The following is a 25,079-nucleotide window of genomic DNA, read 5'->3' on the forward strand; positions in this document are numbered from 1 at the left end:
CCGCCGGGACGTGCCGGTCTTCGCTGAATCGGGCTCTCGCCACACGCGCGGCGCGATCCGGTGCAGGAGCAGGAACACCGCGATGCCCACGACCAGGCTGGCGAGCGGGGCCAGCAGCGCGACCGCCGTCAAGTCCGGGCGCTGGTCCACCGCGAACGCACCGACCAGCCCGAACACGGCGATGAGCACCGTGCCGGGCACCGGCGACCGTCGCGACAGGACACCCGCCAGCGCGGCGACCCCCACCATGACCACGGCCATGCTGCCCAGCAGCACCAGCTTGTCGTAGGTGCCGAACGTGCGGACGGCGAAGTCCTTCAGCTCGACCGGGGTGAGGTCGATCGCGCCGTTGCCGACCGCGAGGTAGGGCGAAGCGTTGATGCCGATGAACCCGGCGACCAGGTGCCCGGCGGCCAGCGCGGCGGCCAGGGCCAGGACGCCGGTGAAGGCGGCGGCGAAGAACCGCAGCCGCTTCGGCGGGGCGGGGCGGTCGGGCGGAGGCGATGTCGGTGTTGCGGCCATACATGTGGTTCGGGACCACGACGGTGTCGTATGGGTCATCGTGCCATGACGGACCAGGATGCCCGGTTCGTGTGACGGGCGCGGTGGCCGGGGTTAGGTTGCGGCGGTCCTGGGGTCGCCTTCGGCGGCCGGGAGAATATCGCGGTGCCGAAACTGGATCTTGTTCCTGGCGGCGAGCGTGGGACGGCCGGCGAGTCGCTGGAGGTCGCGTTCGCGGACGAGGACGGCGAGCAGCGTCGTCCGGTGGACCGAGGCGTCGTCGGGACCGTTCGAGTCGTGTCTGCCGTACGCGACGTCGTTCGCCTACTGCACCCACCCAGCGGCGCCCCTGGGCCTCGCTGGAATCGATGCTGCTGCGGCCGCACAAGCATGAGCCCGACGCCGGCGTCGACGAGCGATCGCCCATGACCTGCTTGGCCTGGTTACGATCGACGACGCCGCCAGCCACGCCGCCCCGGCTCGGTGGTCACGTTCCACCGTCTCGGCCGCGGACGTGCGATCGAAGGTTCGCCGACTCGACTAGAAAGGACGAGGAACACGGGCATTGATATCCGTCCCGGACAGGACGTCGACCTGCCGAAAGCCCTCGAGATCTACAACTACTACGTTCGCCACGGTTACGCCACGTTCGATGAGACTGAGGCGACACTTGGTGAACGTCGGAAATGGCTTGCCACCTACTCCGCTACGGTCCTCACCGTCTGCTCGTCGCCACCGAACGCGACCGTGTTCTCGGCTATGTCACCAGCAGCCCGTTCCGGCTTCATCCAGCGTTCAGGCAAACCGTTGAGACGAGCATCTACCTCGATCCCGTCGCGACTGGACGCGGCCTCGGCGGGCGCCCCTACGATGCCTTGCTCGATGCACTCACAGGTACTGTCGCCAGCCGTGTCCTAGCTGCGGTGGCCCTACCGAACGACGCCTCTGTCGCACTACATCTGTCCAAGGGTTCACAGCCGTCGGCACGTTCACGAACTATGCGGTGAAGAACGGACACCACATCAGCTCCACGTGGTTCCAGCGTCCGGTTGTCGGCGGACGCGTGATGATCCGGGTGGGCGGACATCGCGTTCCGGGTCGGCGGACATGAGAATTCCGGGTTGACGGACTTGGTGCGAGGGCGCGACACGCCCTGTTGATCAATGCGGTGAGGGGTCTCTTCCGCCGGTCACGCTCTGGTTGTGGATCAGTGCGTGCTCGGCCCGGAAGGGACCCCTCGTGACCAAGTCTGACAGGAAATCATGGAAATTCTGGAAGCGTTCGATCTGACACGGTGCGCTCACTCGGCCGCGCAGCTGGTCGGGGGTGGATGAGAAGACCGTCGCCCGGTATGTCGCCATCCGTGACGCCGGCGGTGACCCGATCGAGCGGCCGGGTGAAGCGCCCGAAGATCGACCCGTTCGCCGAGAAGATCGAGGAGCTGGTCGAGGCCTCCGAAAGCAAGGTCCGCGCCGACGTGGTGCATGAACGCCTGGTCGCGATGGGATTCACCGGCGTCGAGCGGACCACCCGCCGCGCTGTCGCCCGCGCCAAGCAGGCATGGAAGGCAGGCCACCGCCGAAAATACCGTCCGTGGATCCCGGAGCCGGGCATGTGGTGCCAGTTCGATTGGGGAGAAGGCCCGCGGGTCGGCGGCCCGCTGGTCGGCGGCCGGCGGACGCAGCTGTTCTGCGCGTGGCTGTCCTGGCCGCGGTTTCGGGTCGTGATCCCGGTCTGGGACCAGACGCTGGGCGCTTTGGCGTCCTGTCTGGACACCACGTTGCGCCGGACCGGTTGCGCACCAACGTATTTGCTGACCGACAACCCCCGGACGGTCACCATGGACCGCGTCGCCGGAGTCCCGGTCCGGCATCCGGACATCGTCTCCGCCGGCCGGCACTACGGCTGCAAGGTCGAAACCTGCGAGCCGTTCGACCCGGAGTCCAAGGGCGGCGCGGAGAACACCGTCAAGATCGCCAAAGCCGACCTGGTCCCGACCTCGGCGAACCTGCGGCCCGACTACGCCTCGTTCACCGAACTGGCCGACGCCTGCGGCGAGTGGTGCGAGCGGGCCAACGCCCGGATCCATCGCGAGACCGCCGTCGCCCCAGTGATCCGGCTCGCCCAGGAACGAGCACACCTGCATGTCCTGCTGGAGCGGCCGCATGCCCTGGCATTGGGCGAAGAACGCCTGGTCGAGACCGATCAGACGATCCGGTTCGGGTCGGTGCGGTATTCGACGCCGGACGGTCACCAGGGCAGCAAGGTCTGGGTCCGGGTCGTCGGCGACGAGCTCGTCGTCACCGCCCAAGCGGCCGCGGGCCTGGCCGAGATCGCGCGGCATCGGCTCTCGACACCGGGGACCCGCGGATCCTTGATGAGCACTATGCGGCCACCCGGTGCTCGAGCACCCTGCGGCCGCCGAAGGTCCGGCCGCGGACCGCGACCGAGATCGCGTTTCTCAACCTCGGCGCCGGCGCGCAGCGCTGGCTGATCGAGGCCGCCTCCAGCGGCGTTCATCGGATCCGCACCAAGATGGTCAAGGCTCTCGAACTCGCCGCCGCACTCGATCCGCAGCGGGTCGACGAAGCGTTGGGCCTGGCCGCGATCGCCGGCCGGTTCAACGATGAGGACCTGCCCGCGATCCTCGATCACCTCGCCAGCGCCGCCGCGGTCACGGACGTGGTCCGCGCCGATGAGAACCACTCCGCGCAACCGGGGACCTCGGCCTGGGAGGCGCTGGGCGAATGAGCACCACCAACCCCGCCCTGCCTGAGGACCTCGACCGGGTCCTGGCCCGGATGCGGCTGCCCTATCCGCGCAAAGCCGCACCCGAAGTCCTGGCGACCGCGCGGGCGCAGCGCTGGGACCCGGCCGAAGTCCTGCGGGTCCTGCTGATCGAGGAAGCGACCGGCCGCAACGGCGCGACGCGGCGCATGCGCCGCAAGAAAGCCCAGCTGCCCAATGGGAAAACGCTCTCGTCCTGGCGGCCGGAAGAGTCCTCGATCAGCGAGGCCACCCAGAACGCGCTGATCACCCTGGAATGGATCAGCCGGCACGAGAACCTCGTGCTCAGCGGCCCGTCGGGCACCGGGAAAAGCCACTTCGCCGAGGCACTAGCGAACCTGGCGATCGAGAAGGACATGCGGGTCGCCTGGCACACCCTCGAGTCCCTCTCGGCGGCGATCATGAAGTCGAAGGTCGACGGGTCGATCGCCCGGACCGTCGCCCGGATCTGCGGCAACGACCTGATCGTCGTCGACGACATCGGGCTGCTCCCGGTCAGCGCCGAGGCCGCCGAGGCGCTCTATCGGGTCGCCGATGCCGCCTACGAACGTCGGAGCATCGCCCTGACCAGCAATATCCACCCGTCGGGATTCGACACGATCATGCCCAAAACCACGGCAACCGCGACCGTTGATCGGCTCCTGCACCACGCTCACCTGGTCGCCACCAAGGGCGATTCCCACCGTCTCGCCGAGGCTCTCGCCGGCAAGGGGGTGATCCCGCTGACCACCACCACCGGGTGACACCGATGTCCGCGCACCCGGAGAAACGATGTCCGCCAACCTGGAGATCAAGAAGACCGTTGACACCGGTAAGGCCGTGACGTCGACCAAGCGCGTTCCGCAAGCACGCCTGAGGGTGTCAACGAAGCCGCGCGAGAGGCGACAAGATATATCCGACCTGGATGACTTCGGATCGTTCCCGCCGACCTAGCGGACTGCAGACCACTCACCCGCCGCAAGACACGAGCGGAACGGACACCGGAGACCGTCCGAACAGGTGACAGCCGGGGCATCTGCGGTTCGCGCCAGTACGCGGCCATCCAGCTGACCAGTCACCGGCGACAGCTCGCTCGCGCACGTCGTTCGCGGGCACAGGCTCGGCTCCGGCCGGGAAGGACTCGCCATGGCCGCGCGCAACCCCAACCGCACGCCGGCCGGGCTGCAGGAGCGTCTCCGACGCGGCACAGCCGCCCGGGGAGGCATACGCGAAACTCAGTCGTGGAGAGTCCTGCTGGGTGACCGGCCGTAGACCTGCTGGTAGGCCGAAGCGAACCTGCCTGGGTGCGGGAACCCCCACCGGACCGCAATGGCGGTGACAGTGTCGCCGTGACTGGGGTCGGCGGCCAAGAGGTCGTGGTGGGCGCGGGTGAGCCGGACATGCCGCAGATACTGCAGCGGGGTCAGGTCGTGGTGGCGCGCGAACGCGTACTGCACTGCGCGGGCGCTGACGTGACACGCCACAGCGATGTCACTCAAGCCGATGTCGGTGTGTGCGTGGGCGTGGATGTACTCCTCGGCCCGGCGCAGTGTGCTGGGGGCAATGCCCGTGCTCGAGTTCCGGTCCGGGTACGCCAAGTTGGGAAACACTGAGAGGGCAGTCGCGGCCAGCAGGCGCGCGGCAGCTCCGAGGATCAGCGGGCTGGAAGTTGTCTCGTCATCGTCGAGGAGGTCACGTGCGAACCGGGCGACGCGTTTCCACTGCCTGGCCGCAGCCGGTGATCGCGGGGCCAACGTCTCGTACCTCAACGGGCGTCCAGGTTGTGTTCCGGCACTGTCGGCGAGCGCCGCCGCGGGGATCGTCAGGGTGTGGACGCGCAGGCCGTGGCAAGCGACTTGGTAACTGCCTTGGGGGTAGCTGCCCAGGCAGACGTCGCCGGGCAGGTAGCGTTCGACGTCTTTGCCCAGCTCAGCGTGCGTCGCGCCGGCGATGAGCGTCGTCACCGAGAGATCGTCGGTGCCACTGAGGGACAAGGTCAGGTCCGGCGGCATGGTGAAGTCGATGAAGCTCATTTCCCCGGCGCTGACCTGGGCAAACGCCATTGGTGAAGTGCGGTCCAGCGGCGCGCACTTAGGAGGGCGCGCGGTGTACACGTTTTCGATGAAGTCCAGGGCCTCGTCCGGGTCGGTCGTGAAGAACCTCGTCCGCTGGGCTGAGGTGGACGACGTCGTGGCGGCCATGGCGGGTGCCCCCCTGGTCGGGTGCGGTACCCGCCACCGTACGCGCGTGAACCAGTTCGACGGAACCGCGAGCACGGGCTGCCAGGAGGTCGACTGCGGCGACGCCGAGGTCGACTGCACTGCCGAGCAAGATCAGAACCTTGGCGGCTCCAAGGTCAGGGCGGCCGACAGAGTCGGATGAAGGCGCAGGCTGGGCAAGTCCAGGACGGTAAGCGTCTCGGCGATCGGGCTGACCACGACCAGGCTGAACGCGATCCGGGACTCGACTGATCTGCGGTGCAGTTCTTCGACCAGGTGCAGCCCGGCCGACGAGCAGAAACGCACACCGGCGAAGTCGGCGACGACTGCCGCGGCATCGGCGTCGAAGACATCGTCGAGATGGCCATGCACGAGGCCGACGGTGTTCTGGTCGAGCTCTCCGGTGACGGCCAGCACCCGGGTCTCGTCCAGTTGACGAACAGCGACTGTGATGTTCTGCTGCCGCACCGATCCTGCCACGTCCGCTCCCTTCGACGCACCCATTCCCACTCCGGTTTCATTCCACCCCGGAACGACAACGGTCGCAGCACGGGAAACGAACGTCAGCAGCTCCGCGAGCGAACGCGCCAGCTCGGCGAGTGAACGCCGATCGCCGCATCAGCTCTGGCGGCGACTTCCGCGAGCGTCGAGCCGTCAACCAGGAGGTGAGCGTGAGCTTCCAAGTGGTCGGTGCCCACTCGTCGGCTGCGATCCGCGCTGCCGCCACCGCCTGCCTGGCCTTCATCCCACGGCAAAACACTCGTGGTCGTCCGCACGCAAGCTGCTGACAGTGACAGCCCGTTCGACGGGTAAGGATTCAGCGATGAGTGAATCATTTGGTTCGCGGTCCGGGTAGCGCGATGCTGGACGGCGAGAGCGGGGGCTGTCGCCGGGCGACCGGCGGCTGGAGGGGGCGAGCGCATGATCCAGTTCGGATTGAGTGTCGAGGCACTGGGCGCGGCCCGGCTGGGTTTCTCCCCACTGGGCGAGCTGGCCAGCAGCCTTCAGGCGCTCGGCGATCTCGATTCCGCGCCTCTGCTCCGACCGCTGCTGTGTCACGTTCCCGATCACGTCGCAAAAGACGACCTGCAGCTACTGCACCTGGCGGTCCCGGCTCGCGGACTCCCCGACTTCCTGTACCCGGCCAGCCCGATTCGGGAGGTCTCGCGGGAGGACCAACTGGCCGAGGTCGCTGCGCTGCCGGTGAGCAGCTACGACGCGGACCGGGCGCAGGCATGGGCTCCTGAACCGGTGCCGGAGCCGCTGTGCGGCGAACCGGGGCGAGCTCGGCTGATGAACGGCCTTGCGGCGGTATGACGAGGGCGCGCTCGCGCCGGTGCGCCCGCACATGCGCGCGGCACTCGACGCCGAGATCGCCCACCGCACCGAGCGCGCGTTGCGAGGCGGGGTCTTCGACGTGTTCGCCGACCTGCATCCCGAGGTCCCTCGATGGCGCCGCTTGACCGTCGCCAAGGGCCACCACGCCTGCGCCGGAGCGATCCGGGCTTCGATCACCCTGGCGCACTCCGTGTTCGCCTGGCCACGGCCGGTCGTAGTCGACCGCTCGCCCGATACCGTTCAGCTGCAGTACCCCGTGCGCGAGATCGGCAAAGCCTGCAAGGACGCCGGCACGGCCGAGCACGGCGACGACGCGCTGACGTCGCTGATCGGCGCCACCCGAGCCCGCATCCTTCGCGAACTGGCCGCTCCGCGCTCGACCACTCAGCTCGCCCGTCTGCTCGGCACCAGCCCGGGCGGGATAAGCACGCACCTGTCCACCCTGCGCCGCAACGGATTGGTTACCGCGAACCGCAACGGACGCAGCGTGCTCTACCAGCGCACCGCCCTCGGTAGCTCGGTTGCCACCGCAGGCAGTGCCGCTCGGCAAACCCGGTAACTCCGCCGCGCGGCCGGTGAATCACACGACTTCGCGAAGAACGGGGTGATCCATGCAGATAATACGAATTATCAACGCAATGTGAAAGGTCAACTCGATTAGTGGAGGTGTCATGAAGTTCAGAGCCGACAATGGACAGAACCAGGCCCTGCCTCACGATGGGGTCGCGCGACGCTCGAAGTGGCCGAAGGCGGCCGTGACGGTGAGCGCGGCGCTCGCCGCCTTCGCGTTCGCCGCCCCACCGGCCACCGCGACCAGTGCGGCAGCCGCACCGCCCGCCACGGCGAGGGCCTTGGCGCACTGCCCGAATGGCTTCATGGTCGCGGTCGGTGACTCGAACGTCTACAGCGGCTGGGACCGCTTCCAGATCATCGGTCACGTCAGCAAGGGCGATCTCGTCCGATGCGCCCCGGCTACGACCTCGGTCGCCGGTACAACGCGTGCGGCGTGTTCGGCGGGAACGGCTGGGTCCGGCTGATCGCCAACGACGGCGCCCGCGGCTGGGCACCGCAGGCGTGTTTCGTCGACCAGTGACCCGGTGAACGGACGGGGCTCCGGACGAGTCCGGACGCCCCGTCATCCCGGCCCTTCAGTCGTGCTCGAGCGCCTCGACGTCACGTGCGTGCCTATAGTCGTGCGGCGATCGGTCTAGCCAAGATGCCGGCAAGAGTGAGTCGGAAGACAAGCTCGCCGGAGGCGCAAGCTCGGTTCGTGCGTGACCGCAAGACCTCGTCGCTCGAGACTGCGCCAACGCGGACACCGCGGCGCGGCGTCCCCGCCGACGACACCTGCGCCGGTAAGCAATCGAAGAACCCACTAACGCTCCTACTGCTACACCGAGTCGGCGGTCGCGCTCCGGCCGAGCCCGTCGGGTGTGGTTGGGCCGGAACCGGACACCCGGATGGGCGGCCGAAACCGTGCCTACTGAATGCGCGTCCTTCGTCTGGCTTCCGGCGCACAGTGCGGGATCAAGCTCGAGGGCCCGGCCGGGCGAAGTCAAGAAGCAGTCCGACCTGGAGTAGCCCCACCTCTAGGCCTGCGCCCAGACCGACGACCAGATCCTCGACGGCCTGTACTTCGACACCGCCGAGGAGGGCACGCGCACTGCCCACTGGGTTCGTGCCCTACAGCGATTCGAAGAACTCCGTTGCCTGGGAGTACCTCAGCGTCGGACCTGTGGTCAGCCTCGGCGACCTGATGCTGTGGGACCGCCACGACGAGACCCGGGTTCGTGCTCTGGGGTTACGCCGAGCCGCTGGTCCACATCAACGCCCGGCGTGAACTCACGCCGGTCACGAAAGTAGCGCAAAAACCGACGGTCCGGCGCTGCTCAAAGGCACGGTGTCCTTCAACGGCGCGCCTGTCGACAGCGCGGAGGACAACATCGGCGCTGTCCATGCAGGGGGAGGAATTACCGCAGTCGTTCCGTCGTCGACAAAGACGCCCCCTGTGTCGACGGTCGTTTCTCCCCGTACGCAGTGAATTTCCGACGCACGGATACGTCAGCTTGGTAAAGACACAGCGTACGAGACGTACGGCGCACCGACCATGGCGACGGGGTCAAAAGTGGCTGCCGCGGCAGGTCGAACGGACACGTGGGCGGAGGTGGTGAGAACGTAAGTGTCGGTGGAGGACGAAGACCGCGATCAGGATCGCGACCACGGCAGTGGTCACCAGCCGGACGCGTCACTCGCTACCACGTAGCCGGACGGAACGCCTTCGGCGCGCTGGTTCTCAGCCTGGCCTTGCGGCCACACGTGCCGGGGAACATGTCGGCATTCGAAGCCGGCCGCCAAACAGCCTCTGACCTGAGTGGGTCATTCATCTCTCGAGTCGAGCGAACACTTTGCCGATGTCGGTACCAACGATAACCTCGCCGACCGGCTCCATCTCGGCCCCAAGACCGGCGAACCCACGTCAACGCGATTTTCGGCAAACGATCCGGCTGACGCTGCCTCACGAGCCCGGCCCGGGCAGTGTGGCGGAGGCCGTCCATCAGGAGGTTCAGCAGGCGACCGGCCTGAGCCTCGTGCTTGGGACCAGGGGCCACCGCAAAGATGCCGATCAGGGAGGCGGCGACGTCTTCGGCGGCGACGTCGGAGCGGAGGTCGCCCGATGCGTGGCCGGCGTCAAGAATCGTGGTGATGGCTCCCAGTAGCTCGGCCCGGGTCTGCGCGTGGGCGATCTCGCCAGCCTAGATCATCGCGAACGGTCGTCATCAACCTCTCGCCGACGACAGAAAATACACGCGAGGTCCACGTGGCTGGCGGTTCCTCATCCGGTGCGTACCGGACGACTCGATCGGCGACGTCGGCCAGCATCGGGTATAGCCTTGAGCTAGTCGGTCTTGCGGGTTCGACGGCGATGACCCGATGTTCCAACGGCTGCTGCTTGGCTTCGCCTGCCAGGTCCAAGTTCACCATGAACGGCTTGATGAACCGGAGGACCGGCGTCGTCCGTCCGTGGCCGGTCCAATAGGTGCGGAAATGCCCCGCCGTTGGTGCGGCACCGGCCGCCGCCGTCCGGTCTCGGTCACAGCAACAGCCTGATCGGCCGCAACGCGACGAGCAGCGTGGAACGCCGGGCCGAGCCGCCACCCGACCTTGATCATCCGCACCGGCTTTACGCGCCTTGGTTCCTTTGCCGACTCCGCGGCGTTTGCCCGGCCGGACGACGTTGGTGTCGGGTTCTTCGCTGGCGAGGTACAGCAGAACGTCCAGCGCCGTCCGCACGAGCTCGGTAAGCCACACCTTCATCCGGTCCTAGCGCAGGACCATGCCTGGCTCGGCCCCGAATCGGGCGAGAGTTCGCTCGACCGCGTCTTCGACGGTGAACGTGTCCTGCCCGACGGGGACGGTGACGCGCACGAGGTCGATGTCGATCCGCTTGCCCTTCTCGTCGACCAACGAGGTGACGAATATCAGTCCGAGACTGTCTCGGCCGACGTCGTGACTTGAGCAGAGCTGTCGGGTTCTTCCGAGCTGCCGTAGACGTGGAAACCGAGAACACGACCGTTCGCGCCGTCCGGGGTGGTCGTTTCGATCGGCTGGGGAAAGGTCACGAGCGGATTCGTGTGTGGAAGCATGTCGAAGATCGGCCCGGGCAGGTGCTCGGAACTGCTGTCGGCCAACTCTTCGAGCATCTGCGGGTGCACCGCGCAAACGATCTTGCTTGAGTGCCAGATCCGATGGATCGCGAGCGCCACGATGCTGCTGTACGCGGAGAGCCGCAGCTGGGCGGGCACGTGACCGGGGATGTTCAAGCGCATACTGCCCGCTGCGGCGATGCGAACTTGCTCGCCGCAGTCCAACTGCTGGACGAACTGCTTCTGGACGGCCATCTGCCGGTCGATGTCCTCGGCGACCTCAGCCGCTTTGGTCCGAGAACCAGTTCCGAGATCACTTACACAGCAGGCAAGGTTACCCGGCGTCATCCGCGCCGATTTCCACGCGGTAGAGCAATTCGTACCGATGGGCTCCTTTGACGAGTACCGAGGCTTCGACGGGCCGCTGGCCGTCGCTGTAAATCGTCCGGAGCTGCCGGATGACCGGTGTTCCCTCCGGCAACTCGAGTGTCTCGGCTTCCGCGACGGTCGGCGGCCGCGCCGAGATGCGGTCGACAAAGCTCCGTTGCGGAAAGCCCAAGCCGGCCAGCACGTGCGTCGCGCCGCCGCGGATCTTGCCTTTCCCCGCCAAGTCCGTGCCTGCGGCGATGCTGGCCGGGTAGTACGACGCGGAGAGCTCGACCGGCTGATCGTCGCGGAAGAGGACCCGGGTGCGCACGATCGCCGCCTCGCCGGGCTCGAGTGCCAGCGCCTCGGCAACGTCGGCCGGGGTGATGACGTTCTCGACCGAGATCAGCTGGTAGCGGACTTTGCCCTGGGTGGGGGCTATGTAGGCCGCGGCGTCGATGACCTGCGGCCGCTGGTCGCGAACGTAGACGCCCTTGCCGACGTGGCTGACGAGAAATCCCTCAGCCTTCAACGTCGACAAAGCCCGCTGGATGGTCGCGTTCGCCGCCGCGTACCGGTTGACCAGTTCCGCGGTGGACGGGAGCTGCGCGCCGGGCGCGAGGACCCTGCTCATGATCTGGTCACGCAGGTCAGCCGCGATCTGCTGGTGGCGCGGCCGGTCGTCACGAGCGCGGGGCAAGTCCGGCTCCTCGGGAAGTCGTGATCACGGGGTCAGCTCGTAGCGTAGGCGTCGGCCCTCGGCAACCATCGTCATGACACTGGCTTCGACGGGGACGTCGTCTTGGTCGTACAGGACCCGCGACAGTTGCAGCACGCACGCCGGATCATCCAGCGTCAGCTCGGCACGCTCTTCCGCGGTCGCCAGCCGGGCAACTACGTCCTCACGAACGCGCTGGGGCCGGTGGCCGAGCTCGGCCAGCAGGGCGACGGCGCCACCGCGGATCTTCCGGCGTTCCGCCAGACCGGTACCGCGCGCGATGGCGAGCGGATAGTAAGACTCGACCAGCTCCACCGGCCGATCATTGAACAGCATGATGCGGCGCCGCACGACCACGGTCTCGCCTGCCCCGACACCCAACGCCTCGGCGACCGGACCGCGCGCCGAGACCTGACCCACGTCGACGAGCCGTTGCGTACCTTTCCCACCGTGCTGAGCTGCCTCGGCACTCCACGTGTCGCCGGGCCGGCCACTCACGTACGGCATCGACACGCTCGTCCAGGCGCTTGCCATTCCCCTTGCTCCTTCGCCGAGTGGACCGTCCATCCCGACCGTAGTCCGACTCGGCACTCACCTGGGTGCACCGCGCGGAGAATCTTGCCACCTTTCGCATATCGCAGTAAGGTTGCGTAGCCGCTCGATCACACCACGCGATCGCAGGAGGACCCGTGCACACCGACCCCTTTGCTCCCGCCAGCGCTCGGTTCGCGCTCGCCGGCTCCAGCTTCGCCGACCGCCGCGACGATGTTGCTTCACCGGCGGGCATCCGCCCATTCGGTCTGCGTCGTGCTATTCCCGCCGGGCCGGGCACCGCTCTCCTGACTTGGCACTACGACAAGGAGATCCAAAAGGCCGTCGACACGTCCGGACGGCCGCTGATCGACCTGCCCCGGATGGGGCCGCCGACGGCGAACACCACCTCCAGCGTCGACGGTGAAGACGGCCCCAGCGCCGAAGATTGGATCAATGACTGATGACGGTCCTGATCCTCGCCGCCGAGCACGACTTCAGTGCCGACCGCATGGTCAAGGCCCTCGAACAGCGCAACGTCCCGGTGGCGAGGATGGACACCGCCTAGTTCCCCCAGCAGGCGGCCATCGACACCTACCTGACCGCGGGCTGCTGGACGGGCACACTGACCGCGGGCGGGAGGGTGATCGACCTGCAGAGCGTGCGGTCGATCTGGTATCGCAGCCCCACGGCGTTCACATTCCCAGACGACCTGACGGCCACCGAACGACACTGGGCGATGAGCGAGAGCAAGCTCGGCGTCGGTGGCGTGCTCACCGCACTGCCCGTCCTGTGGATCAACCACCCCGCACGCAACGCCGACGCCGCCTACAAACCGGTTCAACTGGCCACGGCGGCGCGATGCGGCCTCACCGTCGCCGACACGCTCGTCACCAACACCGCCGCCGCGGTCCAGCGCTTCGCATCCGGCGGCCCGACGGTCACCAAAGCACTCGGAGCAGCCGCCATCGTCGAAGACGGCGGCCGCAAAACGACCTTCACCCACCTGCTCGACGCGGCCGACCTCGCCGACCTCCGGGGTATCGAGATCAGCGCCCACCAGTTCCAGCGCTGGGTCCCGAAGTCCTACGAAGCCCGCGTCATCGTCGTCGGCGACGAAGTGTTCACCGCCGCGATCCATGCCGGCAGCGCGGCGAGCTACCTGGACTGGCGCAACGACTACGGCGCCTTGCACTATGAACGCATCGACCCGCCGTGCGAGGTGGTCGCAGCCGTGCTGGAGTTTTGCATCGAGTTCCGCCTCCTTTATGCGGCGTTCGACTTCGTCGTCCGACCGGACGACAAATGGGTGTTCCTCGAATGCAACGCCACCGGCCAGTACGGGTGGATCGAGGACGCCATCGACGCACCCATCACCGACACCATCGCCGATCTGCTCACCAAGGGAGCAGCATGACCGCCCCTGTCTGGCAACCCCTGGCCAGGCAACTAGCCGACCAGCTCGAGTCCGACGACGTCCTGCACTCCCCCGTCTGGCGGACGGCGCTCGAAGAAACCCCGCGGCACCTCTTCGTCCCCGCCTTCTACACCCAGCAACCTGACGGCACATGGAATACCACCACCGAGGAAGACAACGACTGGCTGGAGGCTGTCTACCGGAACGAGCCCCTGGTCACCGCCCTCGCCACCACGACCGACGGCCACCAGGTCACCATCTCCTCCTCCACCAAACCCGGCCTGATGATCCGGATGCTCGAAACCCTCGGCATCCACGACGACCACCGAGTCCTCGAGATCGGAACCGGCACCGGCTACAACGCCACGCTGCTGTCCCACCGTCTGGGCGCCGAGCAGGTGTACTCCGTCGACATCGGTGCCGATCTGGTCGCGGTTGCCCGCAAACACCTCGCCGAGCTCGGCCACACGCCTCTCCTCGCGACCGCCGACGGCGCCGGTGGCCTGCCCGAGCACGGGCCCTACGACCGCATCATCGCCACCTGCTCCCTCCCGGCGATCCCGTGGACATGGGCCGAACAGCTCAGCCTCGGCGGGCTGCTCCTCGTCGACTTCAAACCCGCCATCCACGCCGGCAACCTCGTCCTCCTCAAGCGCCACCCGGATCGCCTTGAAGGCAGGTTCCTTCGAACTGGGCCGGATTCATGGCTATCCGCACCATCGACGCGGCGCCGGACACTCCCAGCCCGATCGGCGATCCAGCGGACGGAACACGATCGGATACCGCCCTCGACCCGCTGCCCTGGAACTCCCTCGTCCCTTGGTTCCTTGCCCAGGCCGACCTCCCTGCCGGAATCACCTTCGGTTACCGCGGCAAGACTCACGCGGGCCCGGAATGGGCCACCTTCGCCGCGCCCGACAGGTCCTGGTGCACCGTCCGCATCCAGCCCAAGCAAGACGGCCGTCGGGAAGTCCGCCAAGGCGGTCCTACCGCCATCTGGCCTCGGGTTGAAGCTGCGGCCGCGACCTGGGTCAAGCTCGGCTACCCCGATTGGAGCCAGATTGGCATCACGGTACGACCAAACGGCTCGAATCGCATTTGGGTCGACCGCCCGGACAGCAACTTCGGCTGGAACCTTCACCGCTGAGGGTGACTGCTGCGCAAGAATTTTACCTTGTCTCATTCCATTCAGGTCCATGGACGCATCAGCCGAAAGAGCCTAAGGGTGAACGACAACTCCAGGGCCGCACTCGAGGCCGCCAGCATCGCCACGATCATCGCTCTGGACGTAGACCGATGGCAGTGTCGCTGCGGGAACGTCCCCGACACTGATGGCTTCGCGCCGGTGAACCGCCGAGGTCTGGCGGTCGAACCGACTCTGGATCAGTGGCCCGAACCGCTCTACCCTTGCAACCGTTGCAGGCTCGTAGTGGACGCCAGCTCCGTCGATCTGATCAACCAGCTCGTCACAGTTGTCGGTCAAGTCCCAGCATGACGATCCTGCGTGAGCTGCGGCGACCTCGCCACCTGCACGCGGATGGAAGACGTTCTACACGGGCACCGGGGTCTGCAACGAAGTCGTGTTCGAACTGACGACGACTCGGCACGGCAATTACTGAGATCAAGTACCGTGCCGACGCCGCTGCGAATGAACGACGTGGTCGCCGAATGGCGCTCGGCGGACCGACCGAACCGACGCTCGCCAGTGCATCGTGGCGCGCGTGTACACGACGTGTCGTCGTTGCGTGGTCACGAACCTTCTCGACCGTCGAGACGGCCCCTGGGCAAGCAGGTTTTGGCGAGCGCGGGCTCCCGGCTCACGAAACGGAGCGATCTACCTCGTGAGCCGTCGTAGGCTTGGCCTGTAGGAATTGCGCCAACGACACAACTCAGACAACAAACAGTCGACCTCGAACTGCACGGCGGCCGCGCCACCGTCGGCGTCGATTCCCGTCGAACCGGGTACATGCAGGTGGTCGACTCAATCGTGGTGTTCGTCCTCAGGATTCGGCACAGTCGGCTGTCCCGGACGCTCCGACGAGCGGAGCGAGACTTGGCCACTCAACCCCCCCCCCCGCCGCTCACTCCGAGACGGCTGTGCTCCTTCTCGGCAAAGAAGGCTTGATCCGAGGTCAAGACGGCGTGAAGGTTGCCCCGGTGGGCTTGCCCGGACAGCAGACGAGGTCCATGCTCCGTTCCATGAACGATGTCGGGTGGACGTTGACGCTGATGGGCAGCTTCGCACTGGTGGCCATCCTCCTGCGGCTCGCCGGCACGTGGCTGAAAACCCACGACGACGATCCCCGTTAAGCCCACTCAGTCCTCCAGCCCCGCGTACTCCAGGTCCAGCAGCCGCTGGATGCGCCGCCGGGTGCCGTCGGTGATTTCGCCCGCCTCGAACAGCCGCGTCAGCTCGGCCGCCTCCACATCGATCAGCTCCCGCCGCAAAGCCCGATAGTCGATCCCGCGCACCCAATCCGCCACCTCCTCGCCGGTGTCGCCGCGGAGGTGGTCGAGCCGGGCCTGCCAGCCCGCCCGCAGCTGGTCGACCACGAACGCCGGAGCCGACTCGGTCTCGGCCAGGTGATCCAGGTGAGACAGACCCGCTTCGGCGAGCTTCCGGCGCGCGCTGCCGTACTCCGTGCGCAAGTCGGCGGGGTCGAGCGCGATCCCCGCCCGGCGGACCAGCGGGGCCAGCGTGAAGCCCTGGACCACCAGCGTCAGCACGATCACCGCCGTCGTCAGCAGCAGGACGAGATCCCGCGCCGGCAGCTCCGAACCGTCCATGGTTGCCACCGGCAGCGACAACGCGGCCGCCAGCGGCACCACACCGCGCGCGCCCGCCCACGACACGACCGCGGGCACCTGCCAGGAGATCCGGCCATCCTCCCGCCGCTGCCGCACGGCCGAGAGCACGAACACCAGCAGCAGCCGCGCCACAACCAGGGTCGCCGCGATGGCCAGCGCCTGCAGCAACCACCACACCCCGCCCCCCGCCACGCGCCGCACCAGGGCCGGCAGCTGCAGCCCGATCAGGCCGAACACGACGCTCTCCAGCAGGAACACCCCCGTCTGATACACGGCACCGACCTGCAACCGGATCCGCGCCGTCGTCAGCCGCTCGGCCTGCGTCCCGAGGATCACGCTCGCCACCACGACCGCCGTGACACCCGACCCGCCGACCGACTCCGCGAGCACGTACGCCGCGTACGGCGTGACCAGCGAGATCACCGTTTCCAGCACCGGGTCCTCGGTGCGGCGGCGGATCACGAACGCGCCGATCGCCGTCAGCACCCCGACCGCGACCCCACCGCCGGCGAGCACCCCGAACTCCGCGAGCGTCCGGCCCCAGGACGCGGCCCCGCCGGCGACGGCCAGGAACAGCGCCACCCGGAACAACAGCAGGCTGGTTGCGTCGTTGAACAGGCTCTCGGCCTGGATCAGCGCCTGTACCCGCGGCGGCAGCGCCAGCCGCCGTGCCAGCGCCGTCACCGCGACCGGGTCCGTGCTCGCCAGCACCGCGCCCAGCACGAACGCCATCCCGACCGGCAACGGCGTCACCGCGACCGCGATGCCGACCACCGCTGCGGCCGACAGCAGCACCAGCCCGACCGACAGCACCGCGACCGGCCGTCCCACGGCCCGCAGATCCCGCCAGGGCAGTTCCTCTCCCGCGGCGAACAGCAGCGGCGGGAGCACGACCAGGCTGATCACCTCCGGCGTCACCTGCACGACCGGGACACCGGGCAGCAGCCCCACGACGACCCCGACGACGACCAGTAGCGACGGCGCGGGGACGCGCAGCCGCCGGGCGAACGTGGCCACGACGGTCGCCACGACCACGAGAAACAGGACGGTTTCGACTCCGCGCATCAGCCGGTCCTCCGATCCGAATCCGGATGCCGACCAGACTTCCCGGCGCGCCGCAATCAGCCTACGCGACGCGCCCGCACGACCGGACCCTCCCCGACGACAACACCCCACCAGCCCGAGCCGAGACGATCGAGCTGAACCTATCGCCGCGGATCACTCGTGGCCGAGAAATCGCCAGCCCGTCGGCGGCTTGTCCGCCCTCCCGCCGATGACCTCGGGACCGGCGCGAGTACCGCCTGGCAGGGGCTGGAACACCCTGCCAAGGCGATGCAGGTGCTCGTATCCCGCGCGTGAACCCAGTTCGACCACCGCGTCATCGAAGCCACGCCGTTCGGCTACCGGCTCCCTCCTGGCCGGCAACTGGGTCGGCGCCGCCGCGCTGGTGCTCAGCGCGAAGGCCTGCGCCCGGCTGTCCGGGAGGGCCACGAAACCGCGCTCGCCTACGCCGAGGTGGGCTTGGCGCTCCGGACGACGAACGACTACCCGGGCAGCGCCGATCCGTTCAGCACGCCGCGGACTTGCCCGCGCTTCGACCAGCCAGTGGCTGGTCCTGGCTCTGCGCTGTCCGCTCCGGGTTGGGCCGGGCCGCCGAGGCGGTCGACGAGCTGACCGAGCGGGCGACGGACGGACCGCGCGACGAGGAGTTGCTCCTGGAACTGCAGCGCAACGAAGCCGCGACAGCTGGACCGGCCGCCGCATTGGCTCGCTACGAGCATTACGGCGCCGGGTGGTGTGTGGAAGAGCTCGGCAGCGATCCGAGACCCCGCGACGGCATTCACAGGGTCGTAGCGGCTCATTCTCATCGAGCAGATCTCCGCCGCATCGTTCCTCTGGTGAAGGCTGCGAACACGGCGTTGGGTCCGGCGCCGGAACGTGACCCGGACGCGCGTGACTCCGTCATGGCGTGGTGTCAAGCATGAGAGCCCCAGACGACGTAGCCTACGGGGCATGTCCACGCCGACGAATCCGGACACTCCGTCCGCTCTCGAGAGGCGAGTGTGCGACGCCGCAGTACGGGCGTGGCACGTCGCGGGTGAAGAGTCGCGACTGATCGCGTGGGCGTCGCTCGCGGAACAACTCGGACGCTCCGTGACCGGAACCGCCCTGGGATCCGTCGTCCTGGTACCCCGTTTGCGCCGTGTCGAGTGCGTGTTCACCGCCGACGAGCACTGGGACGTCGCCCGCCAGGCCCTGCTCGTACTCGCCGATCAGGGGTGGGCGGTAAACGCGCTGGTGCCGCTACACACGCTGGGAGCAGCGCACGAGGTCTTTCGAGGCCTCCCGGTTCGCTTGCAGGGCTGGTGGGAGCGCGATGACCGCGACATGGCCTTCACCGAGCCCGAAGTCGCCTGAGTCATGCCACCTTCGTTGAACACTCAGACGGTCGTCGCGTTCATCTGGGACTTCGACAAGACCTTGACACCCGGGTACATGCAGGGTCCTTTGTTCGACGCCTTCGGAGTCGACGCACAGAAGTTCTGGGGGGAAGTCAACAATCTGGTCGGCCATTACCGGCAGCGCGGCTTACGTGTCTCCGCCGACACGGCCTATCTCGGTCATGTCTTGAGCTACGTTCAGGATGGCCCGTTCGGCGGACTCACCAACGCCAAGCTGCGCGAACTGGGTGCACTGGTCCCGCTGGCCCCCGGCATGCCGGATTTCATGGCGCGCACGCGCAAGTTGGTCTCCGAGGACGAGAAATACCGGCACCACAACATCACAGTCGAGCACTACATCGTGTCGACCGGGCTGCGGCAGATGATCGAAGGAAACCCGATCCACGAACACGTCGACGGCGTCTGGGCGTGCGAACTGCTGGCCGACCCGCCCAAGGCCGGCTATCTCGACGCACCGGACGGCGCGGCGGAAACCGGCGTGCTGTCGCAGGTCGGGTACGTACTCGACAACACGACCAAGACACGCGCGATCTTCGAGATCAACAAGGGGGCGAACGTCGAGCAGATCGACGTCAACTCCCGGATGGCGGACGAGGATCGCCGCATTCCCATCCCCAACATGATCTACATCGCGGACGGTCCGAGCGATGTGCCCTGTTTCTCGGTCGTTGGCAAGCATGGCGGCATGACACTGGGGGTGTACACCACCCAAGGCTCCACGAGCAACTACGACGGCGTACGTCAACTCGAAGACGATGGCCGCGTCAACTCCATCGCGGAGGCCAACTACGAGGCGGGCTCGCCCGCTGATCTTTGGTTGCAGTCCTCGCTGCGCAAGATCGCGAACGGTATCTGCGAACGCCGCGATCAGGCGTTCGCCAGCATCATCGGCCCGGCCGGCCACAACGTTTGACAACCACCGAGCGGTTCGGTTCGGGGTCGCCGGCCGGCCCACGATCACCCACTCGGAGCGGTCACGACGGCGTCGAGCCCACGGGCAGCACACCGATGTCGTCTGTTGGACATCCGACCCGGGCCGCTCGTCACCGTCGGCGCGACCTCTGGCGGTGCAGCGTGAACTGCCACACCCACGGCACGGTCCGCGACGAAGGCGAACTACCATGATCGAACGTGATGACCAGGGCGGACGACGCAAGATGGCAGACGTTTGCTCCCAGGAAGCGCGTGCTCGCCGTCGCCCACAACGTCACCGCCGCGAGCCGCCTCTTCGATGTCGTCAGGCTGATCGCCGAGGACACCCGGCTGGAACTGACCTTCACCGATCCCGGGTCATCCGCCTTCCCCGCCGGAACCGACGAATTCCTCCTGGCGCGCGGCGTGCGCCGCATCCCTTGGGGCGAGGCCGTCGCGCAGGAGTTCGACCTGGCCTTGGCGGCCAGCCACGGGCCGACGCTGGCCCAGCTCACCGCGCCGTTGGTGATCATCCCCCATGGAATGGGCTACAATAAATACTTGGAAACCGGAAACCGGAAACCGGAAACCGGAAACCGGAAACCGGAAACCGGAAACCGGAAACCGGAAACCGGAAACCGGTTTTCGGTTTATCCTCCGACTGGCTCCTCCATGACGGCAAGGTGGTCGCGACCGTCCTGGCGCTGTCGCACCAGGAACAAGTCTACCGGCTTTCGCGGGATTGTCCCGCAGCGATAAGCCGAGCCAGAGTCGTCGGCGATCTCGCGTTCGACCAGCTGGCATCGTCCCGGATCAAGCGGGGTGCATACCGGAGAGCCCTTGGAATCTCGGATGCGGAAACACTCGTCATAGTGTCCTCGACATGGGGACGGGATTCACTGCTCGGTCACCTTCCCGAGCTGCCGGAACTGCTCGGAAACCACCTCCCGGCCGACGAGTTCCGGATCGCGGTGGCCGTGCACCCGAACGTCTGGTGGGGACATTCACCGTGGCAGGTGCGCCAGTGGCTGGCCGGGTGCACCCGGGCCGGGGTGATCGTGTTCGACGACGTCGACGACTGGCGGGCAAGCCTGGTCGCCGCCGACATCGTGGTGGGCGACCACGGCTCGGTGACCTTCTACGCGGCCGCCCTGGGCATCCCCGTGGTTCTGGCGGTGGCGCCGGAGCACACCGTGGCGCCCGACTCGCCGATCGGCCGCTTCCTCCGCCGGGCTCCCCGGCTGGCCGGGTTCGACGACCTGCCCGGGCAGCTGCGGACGGCTGTGGCCGGGCACGACGGGACCCGGCTGGCGGACATCACATCGCTCACGACGTCTCTTCCCGGCCGCTCCGCCGCCCGCCTGCGTGCCGTCTTGTACGAGCTTCTCGACCTCTCAGAACCCGCCACGGCCGCGGACACACCGCTGCTGCCGCTGCCCGCACGCGAACTCGGCCGGTGCGACTCGCACCTGGTCGAGGTGATGTCGAGCGGGCCGGCCTCCGCGCGGGTGACCCGGTTCCCCGCCGAAGGCCTTCACCACCGCGCGGACACCAGCTCCCTGGTGCTCGTCGTGGGTCCCGGCGAGACCTCCCGCCGGTGGCACGAACTGGCGGACGTCGTGGTTGGCTCCCCGGGCGACGGCACACCCCAGTGGGTGAGGACAGCGCTCGAACACGCGCCAGGCGCGGCGCTGGCCACGGCCCCGACCGCGGATGGTCACTGGCTCCTCGGCGACCGGCGTGGCGTGCTGCACCGGCTCAGCGCCGACGGCGATCTGTTCGCGGCGGTGGCGCTCCACGAACTCGCCGCTGATCGCGTGATGACGGGTACCTGGCGGCTCTCCCTCGGCGGCCGCGTCGTAGAGATCGTCGTCGACAGGTCCGAGGCCTAGCCGGAGAGCCGCCCGCGCACCTCGTCGGCCCGAACTAAGAAGCCGAGATCCTCGTAGCAGCTCAATGCTTCACTCCAGCTGTCCCGCGCGCCTGCGGCGTCGCCGGTCGCCGACCGGACGTCGCCGAGCGCGACCAGCCCTTCCGCCTGATCGAACCGGCGCCCCCGCACGGCCATGCGGTCGACGGCATCTTCCAGCACCCGCACGGCCTCGTCGACCCGGCCGGCAGCCAGGAGGTGCTTCCCCTGCCAGATCGCCGACTTGGCCTGATTGACCTGGTCCGCAGCGGAGTCGAAGTACGATTTGGCGTCGGCGACGAGCCGGAGACCGGCCTCGGCCTCCTCGGCCTTCGCCAGGTGGAGCTTCGCCAGCGCGATCCGCCGACCATCGCCGATGCCGACCGCCAGCTCCAGGTTCCGGCGCAGGGTCAACGCCGCGTCGGATGAGCGTTCCTCGACCTGGACCAGTCCCAGGCCTTCCAGCGCGGTCGCCTCCAGTTCCAGATCACCTGCTGCCCGGGCACGGTCGGCGGCCGAAGAGAACGAGGACGCCGACGTGTCGAGCTCCCCCTGCCAGTAGTGCCCAAACGCCTTCTGGGTACGGATGAGGCTTTCGAGATCGGGTCTGCCCACCGCCTCAGCGGCCTGGATGCCCAGCTCGTGCGTGGCAAAGAGGTCACCTAGGTGTTTGCCGGACTCGTGGAACGGCCACAGCAGGACGCACCAGGAGCAGACGCGGTCGAGATCTCCGATCGCGAAGGCGTGGCCGACGAGCTTCGTCAGCGTCGTCCGCTCCTGCGCCAGCCAAGCCGAAGCGGCCGCGGCGTCGGCGAAGGTCCCCCGCGAGCGCAAATCGGGGAACAACGTGGTTCGCCACGGCCGGGCCGGGGCGAGCACCGCATCGGCGTCGTAGGTGCGCTGGTGATGGAAGTCCAGCAATCGTGCGGTTTCGGCAGCCTTCTCGTCCGGCGCCCGAACATCCATGTAGGCCGCGTGCAGCGCCACAAGATCGTTCACCGCGTAGCGATCTTGGCCGGCTTCTTCGATGAAGCGGCGCTCGAACAGCTCGAACAGGTTCTCGGCGATCTCGTACACCGGTTCGTCCAAAGCGTGCGCCAACGCCTCGGCAGTCACTCCGCCGGTACGCGGGGGCAAGCCGAGAGCGCGGTAGCACCGCTGCGCGGGCCCGCCGAGCTGCTGATACGCGGTGGTGAACGCGCTGTCGAGGGACAAGTCCGTCGGCGGTGACAACGCCGCGAGCCGACGACGCTCGTCGCGCAACCGCTCGATGGTGCCGAAGAGCGGGCGGCCACGCGAGCGGCCCGAAATGCTCGCGACCACACACAGCGCGAGGGGCAGGTTCCCGCACAGCTTGATCAGCTCGCGCACCGCGTCGCGCTCGGCGCTGACCCGATCCGGTCCCAGCAGCCGTTCGAGCAGTTCGAAGGCCGCAGCATCGGTCAGAGGCGACAGTTCGAAGAACCTCGCCGGAGTGTCGACCACCAGATCGGACAGCGGCTGCCCGGCGGTCACCAGCACCAGGGACCGGCCGTCCCCCGGCATCAGCGTCCGCACCTGGCTCGAGCGCGCGGCCCCGTCGACCAGCAGCAGCACCCTTCCGCCCGCCGTACGAGCCTGGTAGCGCGCCCGGAGCGCATCGAGCCGGTCGGGCAGGTTCGCCACGTCCTCGCCGAGTTCGGCGAGGAACGTCCGGAGAACTTCGGCTTCGGCGCCCTGCCGGTCGAGCGCGCCGCGCAGGTCGGCGAACAGCGCACCGCCGGGAAACCGGTGTTTCACCCGGAACGCCAGTTCACGCGCGGTCGCGGTCTTTCCGCTGCCCGGCGCCCCCGAAAAGACGATCACCAGATTGCCCTCGGCGGCCGCGATTTCTGCGCCGGCCTCGGCGAGCTCCCGGTCGTGGTTCACGTAATGCGGGTTCCGGCCCTGGATGTGGTCCGGAACGAGCGACGTCGGCAACGGCTCTTCCCCCTCCGGTCGCCGCCACCCTACCGACGGAAGGCACCCTCCGTCATCGCGTGGTCCGCGGCCGTAGTGCAATATCGGGATGAACCGTGCTGTTCTCCGAGCCTTGCTCGCAGTCGCCACTCTGGCGCTCGCCGCCGGCGTTCTCTGGTTCCTCTTCGGCCCGGTCGTCGGCTGGCTCGGCGGCGCCGACCTCGACCGTCTCGACGCGAAAGACCGCATCGCGGCGGTCGGCACCATCCGAGGACAGGTCGCGACCGTGCTGAGCGCCGCCTTCGTCGCCGGCGGGCTCTACTACACGGGGCGCAAGTTCGTCCTCGATCGCGACAAGCAGTACACGGACCGGTTCACCAACGCCGTCGACCAGCTCGGCTCCACGGAGGTCACGGTCCGCGCCGGAGGCTTGCGCGCTCTCGACCGCATCCTCCACGACTCACCCCGGGACCGCGATCGCGTGCTGCGAACCGTCACCGGCTACCTGCGCACCCACCCCGTCTCCGGCGACGTTCCCGACGACGTGGTCGCGGCCCTGGCCACCCTGCGCGGCCGGGACAAGCCTCACCGCGACGCACTGGACCTGCGCGGTGTCGTCCTGCCGAACGCGGACCTCGCGCGGCTCGACCTCAGCGCCGCCGATCTGACCGGAGCCGACCTCGCCGGCGCGTCCTTGCGGCAGGCCGATCTGCGCGGCGCCACGCTTGATCGGGCCGTCCTGCGGACCGCGGACCTGACCGGAGCGAACGTGAGCGCCGCGCACGCCGTCCGGGCGGTCTTCACCCGGGCGGTGATCCGCGAGACAGACCTCAGCGGTTGCGACCTCACCGACGCGGACCTCAGCGAAAGCGACCTCGGCGGCACCCTGCTCGGGAACGCCACACTGGTCAACACCGACCTGTCCGGAGCCGACCTCCGGACCACCTCCGGCCTCACCGGGGACCAGCTGCGCCGAGTACGCCGCAGCCCGGCGACGTCACTGCCGCCGGATCTCGCCTGACCCGAGGTACGGTGGCCGAAGATCACCAGCACGCGGGAGCGATGAAGTGTCAGCCGGCAAGTGGGTCAAGGTCCCGGTCGGGCCGCAGAGCCGGCGCTGGAACACCGCGCCGGTCGAACGGACGGTCCTCGTGGTCGTCCACACGATCACGGCGTTGAACCGCCTCGACGACGTCCTGACCGTGTTCGACTCGGACCGGCGAGTACAGCTCGTGCACACCATTCCCGGTGCCTCGGCGGTCGAGGCGGGCGTCGAGCACGAGCTGAACCGCCGCGGCGTCGCGTTGCTGCCGTGGGAGCAGGCAACCGCCCTCGAATTCGACCTCGCCATTTCGGTACACAATAGTGGCAACCTCCACGAAATCGCTGCTCCCCTGGCCATATTGTCACATGGAATTGGCTACACTAAATACTCAAGCCGGAAGCCGGAAGCCGGAAGCCGGAAGCCGGAAGCCGGAAGCCGGAAGCCGGAAACCGGAAACCGGAAACCGGAAACCGTGATGTGTACGGTCTTTCCGTCCAAACGCTGA

At 67.9% G+C, this 25,079-nt stretch carries 27 protein-coding genes and 3 pseudogenes; 19 read left to right on the forward strand and 11 right to left on the reverse strand.

Translation table 11 applies throughout. The annotated features are described in order from the left end of the window. A pseudogene (locus ACWEN0_RS48165) lies at nt 1-522 on the reverse strand (molybdopterin-dependent oxidoreductase); the annotation flags it as partial. A 665-nt stretch (nt 523-1,187) separates the two neighbouring features. On the opposite strand from ACWEN0_RS48165, the gene ACWEN0_RS48170 reads away from it, so the two are divergent. From ACWEN0_RS48170 to istB, 4 genes are all read left to right on the forward strand, one after another. Continuing rightward, nucleotides 1,188-1,508 (forward strand): N-acetyltransferase family protein, encoded by a 321-nt coding sequence (locus ACWEN0_RS48170; RefSeq protein WP_451988467.1) that lies wholly within the window; start codon nt 1,188-1,190, stop codon nt 1,506-1,508. 287 nt (nt 1,509-1,795) lie between these two features. Beyond that, a complete protein-coding gene (gene istA, locus ACWEN0_RS48175; RefSeq protein ID WP_451988468.1) occupies nt 1,796-2,995 on the forward strand; it encodes an IS21 family transposase in 1,200 nt (399 codons plus the stop codon). A 41-nt stretch (nt 2,996-3,036) separates the two neighbouring features. Continuing rightward, complete coding sequence (locus tag ACWEN0_RS48180; protein WP_451988469.1) at nt 3,037-3,252, forward strand: hypothetical protein; 216 nt, start codon at nt 3,037-3,039, stop codon at nt 3,250-3,252. Beyond that, complete coding sequence (gene istB, locus ACWEN0_RS48185) at nt 3,249-4,031, forward strand: IS21-like element helper ATPase IstB (protein WP_451988470.1); 783 nt, start codon at nt 3,249-3,251, stop codon at nt 4,029-4,031. Before ACWEN0_RS48180 ends, istB begins: the two co-directional genes overlap by 4 nt. Nucleotides 4,032-4,502: 471 nt before the next feature. Here the strand turns inward: istB and ACWEN0_RS48190 are convergent, their stop codons facing one another. Continuing rightward, nucleotides 4,503-5,468 (reverse strand): helix-turn-helix transcriptional regulator, encoded by a 966-nt coding sequence (locus ACWEN0_RS48190; RefSeq protein WP_451988471.1) that lies wholly within the window; start codon nt 5,466-5,468, stop codon nt 4,503-4,505. A 132-nt stretch (nt 5,469-5,600) separates the two neighbouring features. Then, the gene (locus ACWEN0_RS48195) at nt 5,601-5,966 is read right to left on the reverse strand and encodes an STAS domain-containing protein (protein ID WP_451988472.1); all 366 of its coding nucleotides are present in this window, start codon (nt 5,964-5,966) and stop codon (nt 5,601-5,603) included. A 441-nt stretch (nt 5,967-6,407) separates the two neighbouring features. On the opposite strand from ACWEN0_RS48195, the gene ACWEN0_RS48200 reads away from it, so the two are divergent. Both ACWEN0_RS48200 and ACWEN0_RS48205 read left to right on the forward strand, forming a co-directional pair. After that, nucleotides 6,408-6,803, forward strand: a complete 396-nt coding sequence (locus ACWEN0_RS48200) for a hypothetical protein (protein WP_451988473.1) — start codon at nt 6,408-6,410, stop codon at nt 6,801-6,803. Continuing rightward, nucleotides 6,790-7,383 carry a helix-turn-helix domain-containing protein gene (locus ACWEN0_RS48205; RefSeq protein WP_451988474.1) on the forward strand — a complete coding sequence of 198 codons (594 nt, stop codon included), beginning with the start codon at nt 6,790-6,792 and terminating at the stop codon, nt 7,381-7,383. Before ACWEN0_RS48200 ends, ACWEN0_RS48205 begins: the two co-directional genes overlap by 14 nt. Before the next feature lie 153 nt (nt 7,384-7,536). Here ACWEN0_RS48205 and ACWEN0_RS48210 read toward each other — a convergent pair whose 3' ends face one another. Continuing rightward, nucleotides 7,537-7,701: a hypothetical protein gene (locus ACWEN0_RS48210; RefSeq protein ID WP_451988475.1), complete on the reverse strand. Its 165-nt coding sequence runs from the start codon at nt 7,699-7,701 to the stop codon at nt 7,537-7,539. A gap of 84 nt (nt 7,702-7,785) precedes the next feature. Between ACWEN0_RS48210 and ACWEN0_RS48215 the strand changes: the two genes are divergently transcribed. Continuing rightward, entirely contained in the window at nt 7,786-7,917 is a 132-nt protein-coding gene (locus ACWEN0_RS48215; protein WP_451988476.1) for a hypothetical protein, read from the forward strand. Nucleotides 7,918-9,076: 1,159 nt separating this feature from the next. Here the strand turns inward: ACWEN0_RS48215 and ACWEN0_RS48220 are convergent. Further along, the gene (locus tag ACWEN0_RS48220) at nt 9,077-9,568 is read right to left on the reverse strand and encodes an SbtR family transcriptional regulator (RefSeq protein ID WP_451988504.1); all 492 of its coding nucleotides are present in this window, start codon (nt 9,566-9,568) and stop codon (nt 9,077-9,079) included. Nucleotides 9,569-9,986: 418 nt separating this feature from the next. Here ACWEN0_RS48220 and ACWEN0_RS48225 point away from each other — a divergent pair, with 418 nt between their 5' ends. After that, nucleotides 9,987-10,340 carry a hypothetical protein gene (locus ACWEN0_RS48225; protein WP_451988477.1) on the forward strand — a complete coding sequence of 118 codons (354 nt, stop codon included), beginning with the start codon at nt 9,987-9,989 and terminating at the stop codon, nt 10,338-10,340. Here the strand turns inward: ACWEN0_RS48225 and ACWEN0_RS48230 are convergent. From ACWEN0_RS48230 to ACWEN0_RS48240, 3 genes are all read right to left on the reverse strand, one after another. Beyond that, nucleotides 10,304-10,723, reverse strand: a complete 420-nt coding sequence (locus ACWEN0_RS48230) for a hypothetical protein (RefSeq protein ID WP_451988478.1) — start codon at nt 10,721-10,723, stop codon at nt 10,304-10,306. The two genes, ACWEN0_RS48225 and ACWEN0_RS48230, sit on opposite strands and share 37 nt — an antisense overlap. 79 nt (nt 10,724-10,802) lie before the next feature. Continuing rightward, the gene (locus ACWEN0_RS48235; protein ID WP_451988479.1) at nt 10,803-11,534 is read right to left on the reverse strand and encodes a GntR family transcriptional regulator; all 732 of its coding nucleotides are present in this window, start codon (nt 11,532-11,534) and stop codon (nt 10,803-10,805) included. A 24-nt stretch (nt 11,535-11,558) separates the two neighbouring features. Next, nucleotides 11,559-12,086 carry a GntR family transcriptional regulator gene (locus ACWEN0_RS48240; RefSeq protein ID WP_451988480.1) on the reverse strand — a complete coding sequence of 176 codons (528 nt, stop codon included), beginning with the start codon at nt 12,084-12,086 and terminating at the stop codon, nt 11,559-11,561. Nucleotides 12,087-12,241: 155 nt separating this feature from the next. On the opposite strand from ACWEN0_RS48240, the gene tgmA reads away from it, so the two are divergent. From tgmA to ACWEN0_RS48260, 4 genes and pseudogenes are all read left to right on the forward strand, one after another. After that, nucleotides 12,242-12,547, forward strand: coding sequence for a putative ATP-grasp-modified RiPP (gene tgmA / locus ACWEN0_RS48245; protein ID WP_451988481.1), 306 nt, complete (start codon nt 12,242-12,244; stop codon nt 12,545-12,547). A 116-nt stretch (nt 12,548-12,663) separates the two neighbouring features. Then, nucleotides 12,664-13,500, forward strand: a pseudogene (locus ACWEN0_RS48250) (RimK domain-containing protein); the annotation flags it as partial. Next, a pseudogene (locus ACWEN0_RS48255) lies at nt 13,497-14,060 on the forward strand (methyltransferase domain-containing protein); the annotation flags it as partial. The pseudogenes ACWEN0_RS48250 and ACWEN0_RS48255, both read left to right, overlap by 4 nt. Before the next feature lie 143 nt (nt 14,061-14,203). Next, on the forward strand, nt 14,204-14,647 hold the full coding sequence (locus ACWEN0_RS48260) for a hypothetical protein (protein ID WP_451988505.1): 444 nt from the start codon (nt 14,204-14,206) through the stop codon (nt 14,645-14,647). Nucleotides 14,648-15,816: 1,169 nt separating this feature from the next. Here ACWEN0_RS48260 and ACWEN0_RS48265 read toward each other — a convergent pair. Both ACWEN0_RS48265 and ACWEN0_RS48270 read right to left on the reverse strand, forming a co-directional pair. Continuing rightward, the gene (locus tag ACWEN0_RS48265; protein WP_451988482.1) at nt 15,817-17,373 is read right to left on the reverse strand and encodes a Na+/H+ antiporter; all 1,557 of its coding nucleotides are present in this window, start codon (nt 17,371-17,373) and stop codon (nt 15,817-15,819) included. 153 nt (nt 17,374-17,526) lie between these two features. Continuing rightward, nucleotides 17,527-17,799 carry a hypothetical protein gene (locus ACWEN0_RS48270; RefSeq protein ID WP_451988483.1) on the reverse strand — a complete coding sequence of 91 codons (273 nt, stop codon included), beginning with the start codon at nt 17,797-17,799 and terminating at the stop codon, nt 17,527-17,529. A gap of 92 nt (nt 17,800-17,891) precedes the next feature. Between ACWEN0_RS48270 and ACWEN0_RS48275 the strand changes: the two genes are divergently transcribed. The 5 genes from ACWEN0_RS48275 (at nt 17,892) to ACWEN0_RS48295 (ending at nt 21,574) form a co-directional block, all read left to right on the forward strand. Beyond that, nucleotides 17,892-18,293 (forward strand): BTAD domain-containing putative transcriptional regulator, encoded by a 402-nt coding sequence (locus tag ACWEN0_RS48275; RefSeq protein ID WP_451988484.1) that lies wholly within the window; start codon nt 17,892-17,894, stop codon nt 18,291-18,293. Nucleotides 18,294-18,321: 28 nt separating this feature from the next. Next, nucleotides 18,322-18,726 (forward strand): hypothetical protein, encoded by a 405-nt coding sequence (locus ACWEN0_RS48280; protein ID WP_451988485.1) that lies wholly within the window; start codon nt 18,322-18,324, stop codon nt 18,724-18,726. Nucleotides 18,727-18,741: 15 nt separating this feature from the next. Beyond that, nucleotides 18,742-19,683, forward strand: coding sequence for an HAD family hydrolase (locus tag ACWEN0_RS48285; RefSeq protein WP_451988486.1), 942 nt, complete (start codon nt 18,742-18,744; stop codon nt 19,681-19,683). Nucleotides 19,684-19,904: 221 nt separating this feature from the next. Continuing rightward, nucleotides 19,905-20,441, forward strand: a complete 537-nt coding sequence (locus ACWEN0_RS48290) for a hypothetical protein (protein ID WP_451988487.1) — start codon at nt 19,905-19,907, stop codon at nt 20,439-20,441. 113 nt (nt 20,442-20,554) lie between these two features. Then, on the forward strand, nt 20,555-21,574 hold the full coding sequence (locus tag ACWEN0_RS48295) for a hypothetical protein (protein ID WP_451988488.1): 1,020 nt from the start codon (nt 20,555-20,557) through the stop codon (nt 21,572-21,574). On the opposite strand, the gene ACWEN0_RS48300 is transcribed toward ACWEN0_RS48295, so the two are convergent. Next, complete coding sequence (locus ACWEN0_RS48300) at nt 21,571-23,550, reverse strand: NB-ARC domain-containing protein (protein WP_451988489.1); 1,980 nt, start codon at nt 23,548-23,550, stop codon at nt 21,571-21,573. The genes ACWEN0_RS48295 and ACWEN0_RS48300 overlap by 4 nt on opposite strands. Before the next feature lie 112 nt (nt 23,551-23,662). On the opposite strand from ACWEN0_RS48300, the gene ACWEN0_RS48305 reads away from it, so the two are divergent. Both ACWEN0_RS48305 and ACWEN0_RS48310 read left to right on the forward strand, forming a co-directional pair. Further along, a complete protein-coding gene (locus ACWEN0_RS48305) occupies nt 23,663-24,550 on the forward strand; it encodes a pentapeptide repeat-containing protein (RefSeq protein WP_451988490.1) in 888 nt (295 codons plus the stop codon). A gap of 46 nt (nt 24,551-24,596) precedes the next feature. Continuing rightward, nucleotides 24,597-25,079 (forward strand): hypothetical protein, encoded by a 483-nt coding sequence (locus tag ACWEN0_RS48310; RefSeq protein WP_451988491.1) that lies wholly within the window; start codon nt 24,597-24,599, stop codon nt 25,077-25,079.

The sequence above is a fragment of the Amycolatopsis sp. NPDC004378 genome, assembly GCF_053602455.1.